The sequence below is a fragment of the Nocardia sp. NPDC057663 genome, assembly GCF_042799895.1.
Taxonomy (GTDB): domain Bacteria; phylum Actinomycetota; class Actinomycetes; order Mycobacteriales; family Mycobacteriaceae; genus Nocardia.
Genome location: NZ_JBHVHX010000018.1, coordinates 44,200 through 62,532, shown reverse-complemented (window position 1 = coordinate 62,532; position 18,333 = coordinate 44,200). Strand labels below are relative to the sequence as shown.

15 protein-coding genes and 1 tRNA gene are annotated in these 18,333 nt (G+C 68.1%); 8 read left to right on the top strand and 8 right to left on the bottom strand.

The features are described from left to right. The first annotated feature begins 217 nt into the window (after window positions 1-217). Window positions 218-293 (top strand) — tRNA-Lys (locus ACFVAV_RS28015). A gap of 121 nt (window positions 294-414) precedes the next feature. On the opposite strand, the gene ACFVAV_RS28010 is transcribed toward ACFVAV_RS28015, so the two are convergent. Beyond that, window positions 415-3,501, bottom strand: a complete 3,087-nt coding sequence (locus tag ACFVAV_RS28010) for a TIR domain-containing protein (protein ID WP_379038500.1) — start codon at window positions 3,499-3,501, stop codon at window positions 415-417. A gap of 436 nt (window positions 3,502-3,937) precedes the next feature. On the opposite strand from ACFVAV_RS28010, the gene ACFVAV_RS28005 reads away from it, so the two are divergent. Continuing rightward, window positions 3,938-4,894 carry an acyl-ACP desaturase gene (locus ACFVAV_RS28005; RefSeq protein WP_379038499.1) on the top strand — a complete coding sequence of 319 codons (957 nt, stop codon included), beginning with the start codon at window positions 3,938-3,940 and terminating at the stop codon, window positions 4,892-4,894. Window positions 4,895-4,956: 62 nt separating this feature from the next. On the opposite strand, the gene ACFVAV_RS28000 is transcribed toward ACFVAV_RS28005, so the two are convergent. Further along, a complete protein-coding gene (locus tag ACFVAV_RS28000) occupies window positions 4,957-5,553 on the bottom strand; it encodes a hypothetical protein (RefSeq protein ID WP_379038498.1) in 597 nt (198 codons plus the stop codon). Window positions 5,554-5,843: 290 nt separating this feature from the next. Here ACFVAV_RS28000 and dusB point away from each other — a divergent pair, with 290 nt between their 5' ends. From dusB to phoU, 3 genes are all read left to right on the top strand, one after another. Further along, window positions 5,844-7,007, top strand: a complete 1,164-nt coding sequence (gene dusB / locus ACFVAV_RS27995) for a tRNA dihydrouridine synthase DusB (protein WP_379038496.1) — start codon at window positions 5,844-5,846, stop codon at window positions 7,005-7,007. Between the two features lie 184 nt (window positions 7,008-7,191). Further along, window positions 7,192-9,267 carry an LCP family protein gene (locus ACFVAV_RS27990; RefSeq protein ID WP_379038495.1) on the top strand — a complete coding sequence of 692 codons (2,076 nt, stop codon included), beginning with the start codon at window positions 7,192-7,194 and terminating at the stop codon, window positions 9,265-9,267. 90 nt (window positions 9,268-9,357) lie between these two features. Next, entirely contained in the window at window positions 9,358-10,020 is a 663-nt protein-coding gene (gene phoU / locus ACFVAV_RS27985; protein WP_379038493.1) for a phosphate signaling complex protein PhoU, read from the top strand. Between the two features lie 184 nt (window positions 10,021-10,204). On the opposite strand, the gene pstB is transcribed toward phoU, so the two are convergent. The 6 genes from pstB to ACFVAV_RS27955 all read right to left on the bottom strand — a co-directional run bounded on the left by pstB (window position 10,205) and on the right by ACFVAV_RS27955 (window position 16,118). Continuing rightward, window positions 10,205-10,981 (bottom strand): phosphate ABC transporter ATP-binding protein PstB, encoded by a 777-nt coding sequence (gene pstB, locus ACFVAV_RS27980; protein WP_379038492.1) that lies wholly within the window; start codon window positions 10,979-10,981, stop codon window positions 10,205-10,207. A gap of 19 nt (window positions 10,982-11,000) precedes the next feature. Continuing rightward, the gene (gene pstA, locus ACFVAV_RS27975; protein ID WP_379038491.1) at window positions 11,001-11,906 is read right to left on the bottom strand and encodes a phosphate ABC transporter permease PstA; all 906 of its coding nucleotides are present in this window, start codon (window positions 11,904-11,906) and stop codon (window positions 11,001-11,003) included. Continuing rightward, the gene (gene pstC, locus ACFVAV_RS27970; protein ID WP_379038490.1) at window positions 11,906-12,877 is read right to left on the bottom strand and encodes a phosphate ABC transporter permease subunit PstC; all 972 of its coding nucleotides are present in this window, start codon (window positions 12,875-12,877) and stop codon (window positions 11,906-11,908) included. The genes pstA and pstC overlap by 1 nt, the downstream gene beginning before the upstream one ends. A 91-nt stretch (window positions 12,878-12,968) precedes the next feature. Further along, complete coding sequence (pstS, locus tag ACFVAV_RS27965; RefSeq protein WP_379038489.1) at window positions 12,969-14,081, bottom strand: phosphate ABC transporter substrate-binding protein PstS; 1,113 nt, start codon at window positions 14,079-14,081, stop codon at window positions 12,969-12,971. A gap of 291 nt (window positions 14,082-14,372) precedes the next feature. Next, window positions 14,373-15,281: a mycothiol synthase gene (gene mshD, locus ACFVAV_RS27960; RefSeq protein ID WP_379038488.1), complete on the bottom strand. Its 909-nt coding sequence runs from the start codon at window positions 15,279-15,281 to the stop codon at window positions 14,373-14,375. Between the two features lie 75 nt (window positions 15,282-15,356). Beyond that, the gene (locus ACFVAV_RS27955) at window positions 15,357-16,118 is read right to left on the bottom strand and encodes a winged-helix domain-containing protein (protein WP_379038487.1); all 762 of its coding nucleotides are present in this window, start codon (window positions 16,116-16,118) and stop codon (window positions 15,357-15,359) included. A 188-nt stretch (window positions 16,119-16,306) separates the two neighbouring features. On the opposite strand from ACFVAV_RS27955, the gene ACFVAV_RS27950 reads away from it, so the two are divergent. The 3 genes from ACFVAV_RS27950 to ACFVAV_RS27940 all read left to right on the top strand — a co-directional run bounded on the left by ACFVAV_RS27950 (window position 16,307) and on the right by ACFVAV_RS27940 (window position 18,329). Then, entirely contained in the window at window positions 16,307-17,152 is an 846-nt protein-coding gene (locus ACFVAV_RS27950) for an LmeA family phospholipid-binding protein (protein WP_379038486.1), read from the top strand. Then, entirely contained in the window at window positions 17,149-17,583 is a 435-nt protein-coding gene (locus tag ACFVAV_RS27945; protein ID WP_379038485.1) for a thioredoxin family protein, read from the top strand. The genes ACFVAV_RS27950 and ACFVAV_RS27945 overlap by 4 nt, the downstream gene beginning before the upstream one ends. A gap of 275 nt (window positions 17,584-17,858) precedes the next feature. Further along, complete coding sequence (locus ACFVAV_RS27940) at window positions 17,859-18,329, top strand: DUF4395 domain-containing protein (protein ID WP_379038484.1); 471 nt, start codon at window positions 17,859-17,861, stop codon at window positions 18,327-18,329. Window positions 18,330-18,333: the final 4 nt, after the last annotated feature.

Genomic DNA, 18,333 nt, shown 5'->3' with positions numbered 1-18,333 from the left:
AATCCCCTGCTCATCGAAACCTGTTGTGTGACAACAGTATTCGATACCATGCCGAAACCTGAAGTGCGAACACTGGTGGGCACCAGTTGTTTACCGGGAATCGTCGGCACCCCGCCCTTCGTTACCGGCGGCCACCAGCGCCGATCGGGCCCCCGCGACGGCGGCCTGGGACCGGTATTCGGCCCGATGGCAGGGTGTCCGCTAGACTCCCCTCCGCGCCCCTTTAGCTCAGTTGGTAGAGCTGGTGACTTTTAATCACTAGGTCGTAGGTTCGAGTCCTACAGGGGGCACCACGCTTCACCGCGCCTGACCAGTGGTTATAGCCCAGGCGAACCACGAGCAGGGCTTGACGTGCCCACAACACTGCCGACGACGCTCTCCGAAGCCATCGCACGTCCTAATGATTCCCGCCGCCTATGCCCCTGACCTGCGGTTCCACGAGGGCGAATTCTTGTGATTCCCGCCACGCTCGAGCCGCGTCAGCGGTCGTCGGGATGAGGTGGGAGGCCGGGGCAGCTGGGGCGGTACTCCAGGTCGGGGGAAACCCAGTCCGACCACTGCTGGCGACTCATTTCGAAGGTTCAGCTTGTCGCACAGCAGCTCTGTCCATGCGCCGGGCCCAGGCCAAGTCCACACGGCGGATTTATTGGTGAAGTCCTGAGATCTGGTCCTGACGATCGTGCTGTCCGCGCTGATCCAGACGCCCTCGATCCAGCCCGGTGACCCGTGCAACGGCTCTCCGACGGCGCGGCCGTCGGCCAAGCCCCAGAAGCGCAGGGTCTGGTCGGTGGAGCCCGAGACGATGTAGCGGCTGTCGGCGCTGATCGCCACGCTGCGCACCATCGCGGTGTGCCCTTCCATCGGGGGGCCTATCTGCTCGCCGGTGCGCATGTCCCACCGGCGCAGGGTGGTCTCCTCACCAGTCACAAACATGGAACCGTCCGGAGCCATCGCCACCGACCAGATTCCCGTAGCACGAATTTCCTTGACCAGGGCACCAGTACGCACGTCCCACAGTCGTACCGAATCGCTGTGTGTGAGCAGGCGTGTTCCCGCGGTGTCGAATTCGAGGCCGCTGAAGCCGGCGGTCTGCCCGATCATCGGGTCGCCGATCGGTGTGCCGGTTTCGGTGTCCCACAGTCGCACGGTCTTGTCGCCGACAGCGGCGAGGTAACGGCCGTCCGAGCTGAGCTTGATCCCGTCGACCTCGGGCAATCCTTCGAACGGACCGCCGACGGGTGCCCCGGTTTCGATGTTCCACAGCTGCACGACGGTTCCGGCGGTGACTGTGGCCAGGCGGGTGCCGCGAGCACCGAACTCCAGCGCGCCCACCGGCTCACCGAAGCCGGTCAGCGGACGGCCGACCTGCTTACCTGTCTCGGTGTCGTAGAAGGTGACGGTCTTGTCCGGTCCGGCGACGGCAACACGGCTGCCGTCCTCGCTCATCGCCGCACGGGCGCCGGAGCCGTCGGGGTAGTCGACCAAGGCGGTGCTGCGGCCGGTCCGCGAATCCATGAGCCAGACGGAGGCATTCTCTTTGTCCTGCTTCACGAGTCGCCTGCCATCGGCCTCGAAGGTCAGCACCGGACCGTAGCCGGCCTTTGGCGATCCGGGGTCCGACGGCCAGGGCGCACCGAGCGAACCGGACCGGCCGACATTCCAGACGCGCAACGTCCCGTCCCAGGCGGTGGAGGCGAGGCGGTGACCGTCGGGGCTGAACACGATGCCCATCACCGACCCCGCGTGCCCCGTCAGCGGGGTTCCTTCCGCGGAGCCGGTGGCGGCGTTCCACAGTCGGATCGTGTTGTCGGACGCCGCGGAGACCAACCTGGTGCTGTCCGGACTGAAAGCGACCGAATTGACGACACCCTCGTGCCCGACGAGTGGATTTCCCACCGGTCGGCGAGTGTCGGCATCCCAGAGCAGCAGCGGCGTGCCGAGCTCGGGTGTCACCTCTGCCGCCTTGGCCGCACCGGAACTGCCGGACGCGATGCGCCGACCGTCGGGGCTCCACGCGACGGTCCTCACGGGATAGTGGTGTTGCCGCAGAATCTCGGGTGGATCCGAGGGGGATTCGACGTTCCAGATTCGCACGGTGGTGTCCTCGCCGCCCGAGACGATGTGCCGCCCGTCGGGGCTGAACGCCACGGAATGCACCGGGCCGTCGTGGCCGGTGAAAACCTCCGCGCGACCGCCGGCGACGTCCCCCCACCGGATCGTGCCGTCCGGGCCTGCTGCTACCACCAACCGGCCGTCCGGCGAGAAAGCGACACTGCTGGCGGCTCTTTGGAAGCCCGTGAGCGGCGTGGTCTCGGCCCGGCCGGTCTCGGCGTCCCAGATCCGGACCGCGCCGTCCACGGTGCCGGCGGCGATCCGACGGCCGTCCGGACTGAACACCGCGTACACGGCTCGCGATTGGGGTGATTGCGACGCGAAGTCCCGGTCGATCCTGGCTCCGGTCGCTGCATCCCAGAGCCGCATCTCTATGCCGCTGGTCAGGATTCGGTCTCCTGCGGGGCTGAACGCGATGCCCAGGTCGGGCTTGGTCGACCGCATGTACTCGACCGTTGCCGCATAGTCATCGGACAAGCGAAACGGATCGAACGGTTTGCCGGTCTGGACGATCTTGTCCACCGCCGCTTCGTCATTCAGAGTGCGCAGCAGCGCACCCTCGTCGAAGTCGGGAGCGATCTGCGCTGCGGCGAGCGTCTGCTGGATCGCCCGGACGTCGTCGCGGGGCCGGGCACCGCCCAGCATCCCTTCGGCCTCGGACACCAACCGCAACGCGATCGCCTGATTGCGCTGCCTCACCGCCTCCCGCTGCCGGTCGACGGCGATAAACGCCGCCGCCAACGCGAGCACGGTCAGCAGCACCAGACCCGCAATGGCGGCACGGCGCACCCGGCGGAACCGGCGTTGCTCCCGCAGGTCATCTCCCGCCAACTCGTATTTCGGTTTGCCGTGGATAGGAGCGGCCAGGTCGGTGAGCTTCTCCCGGAACAACGAGGCACGCGGGTCCCACGGCGCGTCCTCGGTGACGTCGACGTAGAGGGGTTCGGTGGGCAGCACGCCCGGTTGGGTCAGGACCGGCAGCGCCACGGTCGATCGCTGCGGATCGAAGCAGTGCGTGTGCCGATCCCATTTCAGCTGTCCGCCCGCGACGGCGAACAACAACTGTTCCGGTCCTCGCGAACGCAGCCAGTAGTCGATCTCGCGGTCGACCCACTCCGAGGCGACCGAGTGCGGCGACAGCACCACGATGCAGTACCGGGCCTGGTCCATCGCCTCGGTGACCTTGCCCCACAGATCGGGGCTCGCGGTCAGGTCGGTCGCGTCACGGAACACCCGCAGCGCGTGCAGGTGCCCCATCCGGCGGCCGATGCGGTGCAGGCCCTTCTGGGTGCCCGCCGCGACCGCGCGGTCGGCGTGTGCGTACGACAGGAACGCGTCGTAGGCGAACGTCGGCGCGGGACCGGGCGGTGGATCCGTCGTGATCGTCATCGACTCACCCATCGTCTTCTCCCAGCACGGGACGACCGTTCCCCTCGAGGGTCCCCCGGCGGCGCGCCCGGATCACGAGTACCCGGCTACTCGGGTTCGGCCGGGCACATCTCCGGCCACACGATGGATCGTCACGTGGCGACGCGCCGCAACGTCTTCGGTGACGAGAAGAACACGGTCATCAGCGCGCTCGGCGGCAAGCGCTGAGAGTTTTCCCACCGGAAGCTAACGTCGCGCGGCCCGCAGCGATAGACCCTACGCTGCGGGCCGAGCACCTAGACTCGTCAGCACGACGAGACGGCGTCGGCCGAGGTTGTGGCGTTGCTCAACTTCGGCGGAAATCCGCTCAGTTGCGTTTCGCATCACACCTACGGTGCCGTAAGGTATGGCCGCATCGCGACGTTCGACCGTAAGCACGACAGCGAAGGGTTTTTACATGGCAAGGGATCTGACTCAACTCGAACTGCTCACGGAGTTGGAGCCGGTTGCCGAAGAAAACGTCAACCGGCACCTGTCGCTGGCCAAGGAATGGCATCCGCACGACTACGTCCCGTGGGATGAGGGCCGCAACTTCGCCGCCATGGGCGGCATCGACTGGGATCCGGAGCAGTCCAAGCTCAACGAGGTCGCCAAGGCGGCCATGATCACCAACCTGCTCACCGAGGACAACCTGCCCTCCTACCACCGCGAGATCGCCGAGAACTTCTCCCAGGACGGCGCCTGGGGCACCTGGGTCGGCCGCTGGACCGCCGAGGAGAACCGCCACGGCATCGTGATGCGTGACTACCTGGTGGTCACCCGCGGCGTCGATCCGGTCGCCCTCGAGAACGCGCGCATGATCCACATGACCAACGGGTTCGCCTCGCCCACCGAGGTCGACGCCGGCTTCCTGCACTCGGTCGCCTACGTGACCTTCCAGGAACTGGCCACTCGCGTGAGCCACCGCAACACCGGCAAGGTGTGCGACGACCCGATCGCCGACCGGATGCTGCAGCGCGTCGCCGCCGACGAGAACCTGCACATGATCTTCTACCGCAACCTCTGCGGCGCGGCCCTCGACCTGAGCCCCGACCAGGCGATCGAGGCCATCTCGCTCATCGTCGAGAACTTCCAGATGCCCGGCGCGGGCATGCCGAACTTCCGGCGCAACGGCGTCCTGATGGCCAAGCACGGCATCTACGACCTGCGTCAGCACCTCGAAGAGGTCGTCCAGCCGGTGCTCAAGAAGTGGAACATCTTCGAGCGCACCGACTTCACCGCCCGCGGCGAGGCCACCCGTGAGCGGCTGGCCGGATTCCTCGACAGGCTGGGCCAGGACGTGCTCAAGTTCGAGGAGCAGCGCGACAAGATGCTCGCCCGCGAAGCCAAGAAGCTCGAGCTGGCCCGCGTCTAGTCGGCCACAACGACACGTGCCCGCCTTCCGAGTCCGGAAGGCGGGCACTGTTGTCGGTGGGGCTACTTGGTGGGCAGCGCGCCGTCGGTGCTGCCGACGTCGGTGATCTTCCAGTCCCGACCCGCATCGACGGTGATGTCGTAGGTGACCGTATTGCGCAGGCCGTCGGGGTTCTGGGCGTTGGTGGTGCTCACGTCGACGAAGGCGGCGACCTGGTAGACCTCGCCCTCGTGCGACATCACCTTGGCGGTGATCGGCGTCGCGGAGGAGGTCCACTTCAGCGGGATGATGATCTGCTCCAGCTTGGCGCCGGTGGCGTCGAACTTGGCCGACAGCTCCGGCGAGGTGCCCGCCTTCAGCTCGGCCACCCAGGCGTTGACGTCCTGGTAGTTCAGCGTCGCCGAGCCGACAGCGTAGTCGAGGGCGATCTGCCCGGCCTTCGCGTTGTCGGCGTCCTGGGCCTTCAGGTCGGAGAGATCGGAACGCGCCGAGCCGAGCAGGACGCCGAGCACGAGGGCGATGATCGCGAGGACGGCGATCACGGCGCCGCCGATCAGCGACGAGACCTGCACCGCGACCGTGCCCTTGCCCGGCTGGGCCGGCGCGGCGGTGGGGGCGGACTTGGTCAGGTCGGTGGCGTCGTCAGCGGGTTCGGCCATGGGTGGTTTCTCCGATTACGTGGGGACAGCGCACCGCCGGAGGCGACGATGCCAGCAGTGACAGGTTACTGAGCCGTAGCGGGGTCAGCGGTCAGCCGCGGCCGAATGCTGTCGCGTTGCTCACACCTGCCGGCCCGCCGGGCCGGTCACAATGCTGTTACCACGCGAAACAGATACTGAGCGATATCGATCACACTCGACGCGAATCGGTCGGCGCCGAGCGCTCACCGGCACGGCTGTGATAGGTCGCACGAGGGTGTTTTTCGGTCGCGACCTCGGGTGATGAGACAATGGCTGGCGTGACTACGACGATGCCCCAGGCAACCACGGCGCTGCGGATCGGGCCCTACCCGGTCGATCCGCCGGTCGTGCTCGCCCCCATGGCGGGCATCACCAACCGCGCGTTCCGCACATTGTGCCGCGAGTTCGGCAGCTCGACCTCGATCTACGTGTGCGAGATGATCACCGCCCGCGCGGTGGTCGAGCGCAACGAGAAGACGCTGCACATGATGTCGTTCGACGCCGACGAGAACCCGCGCTCGATGCAGCTCTACGGTGTCGACCCGAAGACCCTCGGCGAGGCGGTGCGGATCATCGTCGGCGAGGGCTGGGCCGATCACATCGACCTGAATCTCGGCTGCCCGGTCCGCAAGGTGACCCGGCTCGGCGGCGGCTCGGCGCTGCCGTACAAGCGCAGGCTCTTCGCCAATATCGTCCGGGAGATGGTACAGGCCGCCGAACCAGCGGGTGTCCCGGTGACCTTCAAGTTCCGCATCGGCATCGACGACGACCACCTGACCTACCTGGACACCGGTCGCATCGCCGAAGCCGAGGGCGCGGCCGCCGTGGCGCTGCACGCCCGCACCGCGGCCCAGCTGTACTCCGGCGCGGCCGACTGGTCGGCCATCGCCCGGCTCAAGGAGGCCGTCACCACCATCCCCGTGCTCGGCAACGGCGACATCTTCTCCGCCGACGACGCGCTGCGGATGATGCACGAGACCGGCTGCGACGGCGTCGTCGTCGGCCGCGGCTGCCTCGGCCGCCCCTGGCTGTTCGCCGAACTCAGTGCCGCGCTGCGCGGCGAACCCATCCCCGAGGGCCCTGTGCTCGGGCGCGTGGGCGAGATCCTGCTCCGGCACGCCACCCTGCTCACCGAGCACGACGGCGAAGACAAGGCGATGCGCGACATCCGCAAGCACATGGCCTGGTACCTGATGGGCTTCCCGGTCGGCTCGCAACTGCGCCGCAGCTTCGCCACCGTCTCCCGGCTCACTCAGCTCGAAGATCTGATCGGTCAGCTCGACCCGTCCGCCCCCTTCCCCACCGACGCCCTCGGCCCCCGCGGCCGCCAGGGCTCACCGCAGGCCAAAGTCGCCCTCCCCGACGGCTGGCTCGACGATCCCGAGGACGACACCGTCCCCTCGGCAGCCGATGTGATGCACAGCGGCGGCTGATTCCGACGAGGTCAGCCCCCCTTTGTCATAGGTGCGCAACGAGTTCGCCTTCGATTCGTTTGCGTACAGGAGTGGCTACTCGTGGCGGAATCGTTATCATTGCGGACATCGTTCGGCTGCGGTACGAATCGGGGCCGGGTGGTGACGCGCATGGTGCGGCAGATTCAAGAAGTGAGGTTCGTTGGTGGGTGACGATCGGCGCGGGCGTACGCCCCGGCCCGGAGGTCGCGCCCCCTGGGAGCGCTATTCGACGGCCGAACCCACCGGGCAGCCGGAGACCGGCACGCGACGTTCCCGGCACGCGGATACGACGCAGGACCCCGGTGCGGCGCCGCTGACGGTGCAGGACCTGGTCGACCGCGTCGACAGCGAACGCACCAGGCGCAGCAGGCGCCCCGCCCCCGACACCGATGCGGGTTCGCGTGCGGGTCGCCGGGCTCGCGAGCAGGCGCCGCGTCCCACCCAGCGTCCCGACATCGCCGCCCGCACCGACAGCTCGCCCGTCGTCGACGACATCGTGGGCACACCGCATCGCGCCGAGTCCCCCGCCGACCGCACCGCGACCACCGCGCTGCCTGCCCAGACCCCCGAGCCAGGCCGTGGCGGGCGCAAGCCTGCCGCGCCGCGCCGCGCACATGATCCGATCGGCGATCCGGCCACCGACATCCTGCCCGCCGTCACCACCGAGCCGGCGCAGCGCGCCAGACCGGTCAAGTCCGCGGCGGGCGCGCCACCGCGCCGCCCATCGACCGACGGCCGCCGCGGCGGCAAGCAGGCACGGATGGCGGGCCGGGGCGCACTCATCTTCTTCGCGGTGCTGACATTGGTCGTCACCGGTGGCGGCTGGAGCTACCTGCGTGCCACCGGCAACGCCTTCACCCAGGTCTCGGCGCTCGACGGCACCACCGAGGACGTGCTCGACGGCGATATGCAGCTCGGTGACGAGAACTACCTGATCGTCGGCACCGACACCAGGGCGGGCGTCAACGCCGATCTGGGCGCGGGCACCACCGACGACGCCGAAGGCGCGCGCGCCGACACGGTCATGCTGGTACACATCCCGAAGAACCGTTCGCGCGTCGTCGTCGTCTCCTTTCCCCGCGACCTCGATGTCACCCGGCCGCAGTGCGCGGGCTGGGACAACGAGAAGGCCGCCTACACCGACCAGAAGTTCCCCTCGGCCATGGGCGACAAGCTCAACGCCGTCTACGCCCTCGGCGGCCCGCGCTGCCTGGTCGACGTCGTCCGCAAGATGTCGGGTCTGAGTATCGGCCACTTCATCGGCATCGACTTCGCCGGATTCCAGGCGATGGTCGACCAGGTCGACGGCGTCGAGGTCTGCTCCACCAAGCCGATCATCGACGGCGTGCTCGGCACGGTCCTGGAAACCTCGGGCAAGCAACGCGTCAACGGTGAGACCGCGCTCAACTATGTGCGGGCCAGGCATGTCGTCGGCGAGGAACGCAGTGACTACGACCGGATCAACCGCCAGCAGCGGTTCATGGCGTCGCTGCTGCGCGGGGCGCTGTCGAGCAAGGTGCTCTTCGATCCGGGCAAGCTCAACGGGTTCATCCAGGCGTTTACCAACCACACCTTCGTGGACAAGGTGACGCCACAGGACCTGCTGCTGCTCGGCCGTTCGCTGCAGAAGATGGACGCGGGCGCGGTGACGTTCCTGACCATCCCGACCGCGGGCACCACCTCCTACGGCAACGAGATCCCCCGCGAATCCGACATCAAGGCCATCTTCCGCGCCGTCATCGACGACCAGCCGCTGCCCGGCGAGGTGAAGGCGCCCGAGGTGGAGAGCTCGGCCCCGACACCAGCACCCGCCGCGCCGAAGCTGCTCGCGGTGGCACCGAGCACCATGTCGCTGCTGGTCTCCAACGGCTCGGGTCAGCCGGGCGCGGCCAATCGGGCGGCGACCAAGCTGGACAACCAGGGCTTCCAGATCTACAGCACCGGCAACTACGCGGGCGGCACCGCGACCACGTCGAAGATCCGCTTCGCCCCAGGTCTCGAGGCCGAGGCGGCGACGGTGGCCAGCACGATCCCCGGCGCGAGCCTGGAGCAGGCCAACGAGCTGGGCAGCATCATCGAGGTGGTACTCGGCACCGATTTCGCGGGTACCGTGCGCACGGCGACCCCGATCGGGAGCGAACTGCCGAACGTGCCGATCGGCACGCCGCACAGCGCGGGCCCGGTGGCGCTGCCCTCGGACCTCGAGCACATGAACGCCGCCGACGACACCTGCAAGTAACAAACCCCGCTGAGCTGCCACGACACTGCCACGCGGCATTAACCCGCCGTTGGGTGACAGCGCCGGGGGTACCCACTAGGGTCTGCAATCATGCGTGTCATCTACAACGAGCAAATGGCCGATCTCGCCAACCTCCTGGGCGAGATGGCCGGTCTCGCTGGCCAGGCGATGGAACAGGCCACCCAGTCGCTGCTGCAAGCCGACCTCACCCTGGCCGAGCAGGTCATCGGTGAGCAGGATCGGATCTCGGTGATGATCTCCGAGGCCGAGGAGAAGGCCTTCGCCCTGCTCGCGCTGCAGGCCCCCGTCGCCGGCGACCTGCGCCAGGTGGTGAGCGCCATCCAGATCGTCGGTGACGTCAACCGGATGGGCGCGCTGGCGCTGCACGTGGCCAAGGTGACCCGCCGCCGCCACCCCAACCACGCGCTGCCCGAGTCGGTGAACGGCTACTTCGCCGAGATGGGCCGGATCGCGGTGAACATGGGCGCCGGCGCCAAGGAGGTGCTCGAGACCCGTGATCCCGAGCGCGCCGCCCAGCTCAACCAGGACGACGAGGCGATGGACGACCTCCACCGCCACCTGTTCACCCTGCTGATGGACCGCGAGTGGAAGTACGGCGTCGCCTCGGCCGTCGACGTCACCCTGCTGGGCCGCTACTACGAGCGCTTCGCCGACCACGCCGTGGAAATCGGCCGCCGCGTCATCTTCCTCGTGACGGGCGTCCTCCCCGGCGACGACGACACCGAAAGCTAGGGCTCCCCCGCCTCCCCGCGCCCCTAGCCAGACCTAGGCGCGGGGTACTGCGGCACGCGCCCGCCGGTAGCTGTCAGGCTGGGTTCGCCGGTACCCGACGAGTTACCCATGTGCTGACGAGATCTGTCGGCTTGCAATGTGAAAGGCCCGTGCAGCGACTGCACGGGCCTTTCACAGTCACTCTCTACCCGAATCGGCCGGAGATGTAGTCCTCCGTGGCGCGCTGGGTGGGGTTGGAGAAGATCTTCTCGGTGTCGTCGATCTCGATCAGCTTGCCGGGCTTGCCCTGGGCCTCGAGGTTGAAGAAACCGGTCTGGTCACTCACGCGCGCGGCCTGCTGCATGTTGTGGGTGACGATGACGATGGTGAACTCTTTCTTGAGCTCGGTGATCAGGTCCTCGATCGCCAGGGTGGAGATCGGGTCCAGCGCCGAACAGGGCTCGTCCATCAGCAGCACGTCGGGCGAGACCGCGATCGCGCGGGCGATGCACAGACGCTGCTGCTGACCACCGGAGAGGCCACCGCCCGGCTTGTCGAGCCGGTCCTTGACCTCGTTCCAGAGGTTGGCGCCCTTGAGCGAGCGCTCGGCGACCTCGTCGAGTTCCTTCTTGTTGCGCACGCCCTGCAGCTTCAGGCCCGCCACCACGTTGTCGCGAATCGACATGGTGGGGAACGGGTTCGGGCGCTGGAACACCATGCCGATGGTGCGGCGCACGCCCACCGGGTCGATGGCGGCGCCGTAGATGTCCTCGCCGTCGAGCAGCACCGCGCCCTCGACGCGGGCGTTCGGGGTCACCTCGTGCATCCGGTTCAGCGAACGCAGCACGGTGGACTTGCCACAACCGGAGGGACCGATGAAGGCGGTGACGCTGCGGGGCAGCACGGTCAGGTCCACGTCCGACACAGCGTGGAAGGCGCCGTAGTAGATATTGAGATCTTTGACGTCGATCCGCTTGGCCATCTGAGTTATCCGTTCGCTTCTATCGGTTCCGGGTGAGCAGCTTGTTGACGCCGGCAGCGGCCAGGTACAGCGCCGCGATGATCAGGATCAGCGTGAGCGCCGCACCCCAGACCCGCTCGCGACCGGCAGCCTCCGGGTTGGCCAGCTCTTGGTAGATCAACAGCGGCAGCGAGGCCATGTTGCCGTCGAAGATGTTCTGGTTGATCGACTTGCTGTAGCCGACCAGCACGAGCACCGGCGCGGTCTCACCCATGACGCGGGCCAGGGCGAGCAGGATGCCCGAGATCATGCCGGGGGCCGCGGTGGGAATGACGATCCGCAGGATGGTCTTCCACTTCGGCACGCCGAGCGCGTAGGACGCCTCACGCAGCTCGTCGGGCACCAGCTTGAGCATTTCCTCGGTACTGCGCACGACGACCGGCAGCATCAGCAGGACCAGCGCCAGCGAGACGGCGAAGGAGCTCTGCGGCATACCGAAGGTGGCGATCCACAGCGCGAAGATGAACAGTGCGGCGACGATCGAAGGCACACCGGCGAGGATGTCGACCATGAAGGTGGTGACCCTGGCGAGCCTGCCGCGACCGTATTCGACCAGGTAGACCGCGGCCATGACGCCGAGCGGCACGGCAATCACCGAGGCGACCGCGGACTGCACGATGGTGCCGTAGATCGCGTGGTAGACACCGCCGCCGGTCTGATCCGGCAGGATGCCCTTCTGCGAGTTGAACCACCAGTCGGCGGACACGATCGCGGTGATGCCCTTGGTGACGACCAGTCCGAGCACCCACACCAGCGGGATCAACGCGATGACGAAGCAAGCGGTGACCAGGCCGGTCGCGATGTTGTTCTTGATCCGCCTGCCGGTGCTGACGTGGCGGAAGGTAGGCGCTTTGACCGGCTTGTCGAGGGTCGTTGTGCTGGTCATCAGCCGTTCACCTTTCCACCGGAGGCCAGGCGGGCCAGCGCGTTGACGACGAAGGTCAGCGCGAACAGGACGAAGCCGGCGGCGATGTAGGCGCCGGTCGGCAGCGGTGCGCTGAACTCCGAGGCGGCGGAAGCGATCTTGGAGGCGAAGGTGTAGCCGCCGTCGAAGAGCGACCAGGATCCAGCCTGGCTCGCGGTGCGCAGCACCACCAGGACGGCGATCGTCTCACCGAGCGCGCGGCCGAGGCCGAGCATCGAGCCCGCGATCACACCGCTGCGGCCGTAGGGCAGCACGGTCATCCGCACGACTTCCCACTTGGTGGCGCCGAGCGCCTGCGCGGCCTCGATGTGGGCGCGCGGGGTCAGCGCGAAGACCTCGCGGGCAACGGAGGTGATGATCGGCAGGATCATGACGGCGAGCACGACGCCCGCGGTGAAGATGGTGCCACCGCCGCCGATCGAGACGTTGCCGTCGGAGAAGAGGAAGAACCAGCCCAGCTTGTCGTTGAGGAACTGCTGGACCGGCGCGATCTGCGGCGCGAGCACCAGGAAGCCCCAGAGGCCGAACACGATGGACGGCACCGCGGCGAGCAGGTCGATCAGCATCGTGAACGGCCTGCCGAGCTTCGACGGCGCGTAGTGGGTCAGGAACAGCGCGATCCCGACACCGATCGGCACCGCGACGATGAGCGCGAACACCGAGCTCAGCACCGTGACCATGAACAGGTCACGAATGCCGAAGCGCAGGTTGTTCGCGTCACCGGTCGAGAATTCGGTGCTGGTGAAGAAGTTGACCTCGTCAGCCCGGAGCGAGGGGACCGCGCGGATCAGCAGGAACAGCGCGATCAACGCGATGGCAGCGACGATGGTCGCGCCGGCCGCGGTGGCCGTCCAACGGAAGATCGTCTCGGCGTTCAGGCGGCCGGTACGACCCCCGTCAGGGGCCTTGTCGATTTTCGGTTCGGTCGGCATAGTCGCAGTATCTCCGGCCGCCCTCGGGCTCGTCGAATCCGACGAGCCCGCTGCGGTCACCTCAGGGTGCGTGGTCATGGTCTTCGAGCGATCAGGAGATGGCGTTGATCGCGGTGGTCAGCTTGGTCTTGAAGGCGTCGGGCAGCGGCACGTAGCCGGCGTCCGCGAGACCGGTCTGGCCGTTGGTGACGGCCGAGGTCAGGAACGCCTTGACGGCCTTGCCGGTCTCGGCGTCGGCGTACTTGGAGCACACGATCTCGTAGGTCGCCATCATGATCGGGTACGAGCCGGCCGCGGTCGGCTTGTAGAACGAGCTGGTGTCGAGGACCAGGTCGTTGCCCTCGCCCTTGACCTTCACGCCGTCGATCGACTTACCGGCCGACTCGGCCGACAGCTTGACCGGGTCCTTGCTCGCGGAGGTGATGATCTGCGCGATCGACAGGCTCTGCGCCTTGGCGAAGGACCACTCGTTGTAGGTGATCGAGTTCTTGGTGCTCTTGATCGCGGCCGAGGTGCCCTCGTTGCCCTTGGCGCCTTCACCGACACCGCCGTTGAAGGTCTTGCCGCCGCCCTTGCCCCACGCGCCGTCGGAGGCGGCGTCGAGGTAGAGCTGGAAGTTGTCGGTGGTGCCCGACTCGTCGGAGCGGAAGATCACGGCGATCTTCTCCGACGGCAGCTTGGCGTTGGGGTTGAGCGCCTTGATCTCGGGGGCATCCCAGGTAGCGACGGAGCCGTTGAACACCTTGGCGGCGGTCGGGCCGTCGAGGACCAGGTCGGTCACGCCGTCGACGTTGTAGGTGATGGCGATCGGGCCGAAGACGGTCGGCAGGTTCCACGCGGGGGCGCCGCAACGCTCCTGAGCCTTGGCCGGCTCTTCCTTCTTCGAGCTCAGCGCCGAGTCGGAGCCACCGAAGTCGGTCTGGGCGCCGATGAACTCGTTCACGCCGGCGCCGGAGCCGCTGGAGGTGTAGTTCAGGGTGAAGCCGTCGCAGTTGGTCTCGTAGGCGGCGACGAAACGCTCCATGGCGTTCTTCTGCGAGGAAGCGCCGGACGCCTTCAGCGCCTTCTTGCCGCCGCAGGCGACGCTGCTGTTGGCGGCGTTGCCGGTGTCGCCACCGGTGTTGTCATCGCTGCCACAGGCGGCCAGGGTCATGGCACCCACGGCGAAAACACCGACCAGGGCACTGGTGCGCTTGAAGTTCACTTTTCCTCCGACATTGCTGACTCGCTCGGTCCCTCACCGGCCCGGGCGAGTTGGGAGGTGCGGATCGCGGGGGAACGCGCGCACCAGGCGACGACTGTGCCGCCCAGAAGTAACCTAGGGTCGCCCGGTTGACAGTGAGCCGGACGTGGGTTAACGGAGAATGAACACCCCGGCGCGAATAGGGCCACGATTGTGACGTTTGCCCCAGTTTTACTCACACGTACCCGGTCATCTGCGCAATATTCAGCGGCGCAGAAGAATTCACCCGCGGTGTGAGGTGTCTCGCATCCGTCAGGACAGCGTGTAGGCGACGTCGATATGCGCCGGGGCGAACCCGAGTTTCGTGTAGGTGCGCACGGCGGCGTGGTTGTCGGCTTCGGTGTAGAGCAACACCTCGGCCAGCCCCTCGGCGCGCAGGTACCGCAGTCCGGCCAGGGTCAGCAGCCTGCCGAGGCCACGGCCCTGCGCGGACGGATCGATGCCGACCACGTAGACCTCACCGGCCGGCGCGGCGTCGGGATGCGCCTTGGTCCAGTGGAAGCCGAGCAAGCGCGCCGGATCGGCGGCGTCGAAGGCCAGGAACAAGCCGGCCGGATCGAACCAGGATTCGGCGCGCCTGGCCGCGATGTCGCTTTCGGTCCAGCCGCCCTGCTCGGGGTGCCAGGAGAAGGCGGCGTTGTTGACCCGCAACAGTTCGGCGTCGTCGGCGGGGCCTCGGTAGGTGCGCAGGACGAGATCATCCGGCACCACCAGCTCCGGTAGCTCCGGGGTTGCCAGCGATCGGCGCATCTGCCACAGCTCCCTGGCCGTGACGAGCCCGAGGTCGGCCGCGACCGCCTTGGCCGCGGGCAGGTCACCGTGCGCCCACACCCGCGCGCCGGGTCCGCCTTCGGCCAGGGCGGCGCGCACCAGCTCGGCGCCGACGCCGTCGCCGCGCGCGGCGGGGTCGACCGCGACCTCCGCCATCGCGGGGTGTTCGTCATGTGCCGCAACGAGATTCGCGTAGCCGACGAGTTCGCCCGCGCGTTCGGCGAGCAGATGCCTGGTCGCCGGGTCGGCCTCGGCGAGCGAGAGCACCGCCTGCTCGGAGACCGGCGCGACGCCGTCGGCGGCCTTTGTCCTGGCGAGCAGGTCGCGCACCAGCGACGCGGTCACCGGCTCGACCCGATCGGTCCAGGTCAGGGTTGCTGTCTGCGACATCGCCGTCCTCCTCGCTGTGCGCGGCGGGGAGATGACCACGCCGCGCCGTACCGTCCTGGCGCTGCTCGGCGCGCGCTACTGCGCGGTGCCGTTGAGCGGGGTCAGCGAGTCGTCGCCGTCGACGTCCTCGTCGTGGAAGCTCACCACGTCCCCCTTGCCCGCGGGCGTCCTGGCCGGGCGGACCGCCTTGTAGCCGACATTGCGCACGGTGCCGATCAGCGACTCGTACTCGCTGCCGAGTTTGGCGCGCAGGCGCCGCACGTGCACGTCGACGGTGCGGGTGCCGCCGAAGAAGTCGTAGCCCCACACCTCTTGCAGCAGCTGGGCCCGGGTGAACACCCGGCCCGCGTGCTGGGCGAGGTACTTGAGCAGCTCGAATTCCTTGTAGGTGAGGTCGAGCGGGCGGCCGCGCAGCCGCGCGGTGTAGGTGCCCTCGTCGATCACCAGCTCACCCAGGGTGATCTTGCCCGTGTTCTCGGGGCTGGCCACGCCACCGTTGCGGCCGACCAGCAGCCGCAGCCGCGCGTCCAGCTCGGCGGGGCCGGTGCCGGGCAGCAGGATGTCGTCCAGGCCCCAGTCCGCGTTGACGGCCACCAGACCACCCTCGGTGAGGACCGCGACGACCGGCACCGAGGAGCCGGTGCTGCCGAGCAGCCTGCACAGGCCGCGCGCGGCGGCCAGGTCAGTTCTGGCGTCGACCAGCGCAACATCGGCGCTGCCCGCCTCCAATAGGGACGACACCTCGGTCGGCGCGGGCCGCACGTTGTGCGCCAGCAGCGACAACGACGGCAACACCGCATCGGGGTTGGGGTCGGAGGTCAGTAGGAGCAGCTCCACCGGGCTCTCCTCCTATCTCGTGGCTCCGCGGACGACAGCAGCCGCGTAGCTACGTCGCCGAAACACAGGTCAGTCGATTGCAACATTAGCCCCTGAACGCCAATGACCTCGCACCATGGGCCTCGCTGACGTGTCTTTGCCGGGACCAGGGGCCCGTGACCCGCGGTGCACGCCGCTAGAGTCACAGCATGCGCAAGCTGATCATCGGGCTGCTGTGCCTGGCCGGGGTGGCGGTGGTGATCGATTTCGGCGCCGCCGCCTACACGGAGTACCACGTATCGCGGCAACTGCGAGCCGGAGCCGACTTGTCGGCCGACCCCGAAGTGACCATCAAGGGTTTCCCGTTCCTCGCCCAGGCGGTGTCGGGCCGCTACGACGACGTGCTGATCCGGGCCCGCAGCATGCGCCCCGACATCCCGGGTGAGATCGCGCTGGAGGCCAACCTCTACGGCCTGCACGCCTCGGCGAGCCAGTTGGTCGACGGTACCGCGCGCACCGTGCAGGTCGACCGCGTCGAAGCCAAGATGGCGATCGAGCCGACCGAGCTGGGTCGCCTGTTCGGCATCCCCGACCTGCAGGTACTCGGTCCGCCCGCCGACAAGTCCGACGGCACCGGCGGTTCCGGCGGTTCCGGGCTGACCACTGCGGGCGCCCATGTCCTCAAGGGCTCCCTCCCGGTCGCGCCCAACGGCCGCATTCTCGGGCCCGGCGTCGTCCCGACGAGCAACGCGACCAAGGTCGAGGTGCAGGTCGAAGCCGATCTGCTGCTCGACGGCGACAAGATCCGGATCCAGGCCACCCGCTTCTACACCGACCGCGCCTCGACCGCCGATACCCCGGCCTCGACCACCAAGTCCGAGATCCTCGACGTCGATCGGCCGGCCGTGCTCGAACGCTTCAGCCGTACGATCGATACCAAGGAACTGCCGTTCGGCATCGCCCCCACCGAGGTGGAGGCCAAAGGCGGCCAGATCATCGTCTACGGTGTCGGCCGTTCCCTGACCATCGACCTGGACCGATTGCAACAACCATGATCGAACTCGTCATTCTCGCCGCCGTCGTGCTGGCCGCCGTCGCGGTCGGCCTGCTGCTGCAGCGCAACCAGGGCCGCGTCCGCCCGGCCACACTCGACCCCGAGACCGCGCAGCGCGCCCGCCTGCTCGACGCGGCGGGCGTCACCGGCGTCACCCCCGCGGTGCTGCACTTCTCGGCCGACTGGTGCGGCCCCTGCGACGCGGTCCGCCGTGTCGTCGCCGGCGTCACCGCCGACCTGTCCGATTCCCCGAACGCCCCGCGCGACATCGAGATCGACATCGACGCCGACCCCGCGCTGGCCCGCGAACTCAACGTGCTCTCACTGCCGACGACCTTCGTCTTCGACGCCGAGGGCAAGGAGCGTTTCCGCATCTCCGGCGTGCCGAAGGCGGGCGATCTGCGCACCGCGCTGCAGCCGCTGACAGTGTGATCTAGCCCCCTGTTCAGGGGGGCCGGGACATTTCCCGGGACGACCGGGTAAACTGCTTCTCGTGCAATCCGACCACGAGCTGATGCTCACCCGACGCCGCACAGTTGATCTGTGTCGGCTCGGTGGTTGTTGCTGCCTGTGCCGCTGAACGGTCGGCTTCTCTCCCGAGATTCCTGATGCCGACCTATGTCCGCCGCGCGAGTGATCGTCTCGATCCCCCGGCGAACTGGCAGATCCGAAGTCAACAGACTCATTTCAGCGCAGGAGTTCGCACAATGACCACTACCCTCGATTCCCCACCGCGCGTCGACGTCCGCGGGCCACGTTTCGTGGCCTGGGTGACGACCGGCGTGCTGGTTCTGGTGCTCGTCGCCGCCGCTTTCTCCACCGTCGCCGCCGCGATCCTGATCGGCCTGCAGGCCGTGGTCTTCGCGATCGGCGCGGCCGGCGGCCCTGCCAAGCACCCTTACGGCCGGATCTACGCGGCGTTCATCGCGCCGCGGCTGGGTCCGCCCACCGAGACCGAGCCCGTGCCGCCGCTGCGTTTCGCGCAGCTGCTCGGCTTCGCGTTCGCCGGTCTCGCCCTGCTGGGCTTCGCGCTCGGCTCCCCGATCGTCGGCGCGGTGTTCGCCGGCTTCGCCCTGTTCGCGGCGTTCTTGAACGCGGCGTTCGGGGTCTGCCTGGGCTGCCAGATCTATCCGCTGGTGGCCCGCTTCCGCCGGACCACTGCCCCGGCACCGTTCTGACCCC

Coding starts and splice junctions, on each gene's coding strand:
- ACFVAV_RS28000 (WP_379038498.1), bottom strand. CDS start 5,553: ATGGCCGAACCCGCTGACGACGCCACCGACCTGACCAAGTCCGCCCCC.
- mshD (WP_379038488.1), bottom strand. CDS start 15,281: ATGTCGCAGACAGCAACCCTGACCTGGACCGATCGGGTCGAGCCGGTG.
- dusB (WP_379038496.1), top strand. CDS start 5,844: ATGGCTGGCGTGACTACGACGATGCCCCAGGCAACCACGGCGCTGCGG.
- pstA (WP_379038491.1), bottom strand. CDS start 11,906: ATGACCAGCACAACGACCCTCGACAAGCCGGTCAAAGCGCCTACCTTC.
- ACFVAV_RS27945 (WP_379038485.1), top strand. CDS start 17,149: ATGATCGAACTCGTCATTCTCGCCGCCGTCGTGCTGGCCGCCGTCGCG.
- ACFVAV_RS27950 (WP_379038486.1), top strand. CDS start 16,307: ATGCGCAAGCTGATCATCGGGCTGCTGTGCCTGGCCGGGGTGGCGGTG.
- ACFVAV_RS28005 (WP_379038499.1), top strand. CDS start 3,938: ATGGCAAGGGATCTGACTCAACTCGAACTGCTCACGGAGTTGGAGCCG.
- ACFVAV_RS28010 (WP_379038500.1), bottom strand. CDS start 3,501: ATGACGATCACGACGGATCCACCGCCCGGTCCCGCGCCGACGTTCGCC.
- phoU (WP_379038493.1), top strand. CDS start 9,358: ATGCGTGTCATCTACAACGAGCAAATGGCCGATCTCGCCAACCTCCTG.
- pstB (WP_379038492.1), bottom strand. CDS start 10,981: ATGGCCAAGCGGATCGACGTCAAAGATCTCAATATCTACTACGGCGCC.
- ACFVAV_RS27940 (WP_379038484.1), top strand. CDS start 17,859: ATGACCACTACCCTCGATTCCCCACCGCGCGTCGACGTCCGCGGGCCA.
- pstC (WP_379038490.1), bottom strand. CDS start 12,877: ATGCCGACCGAACCGAAAATCGACAAGGCCCCTGACGGGGGTCGTACC.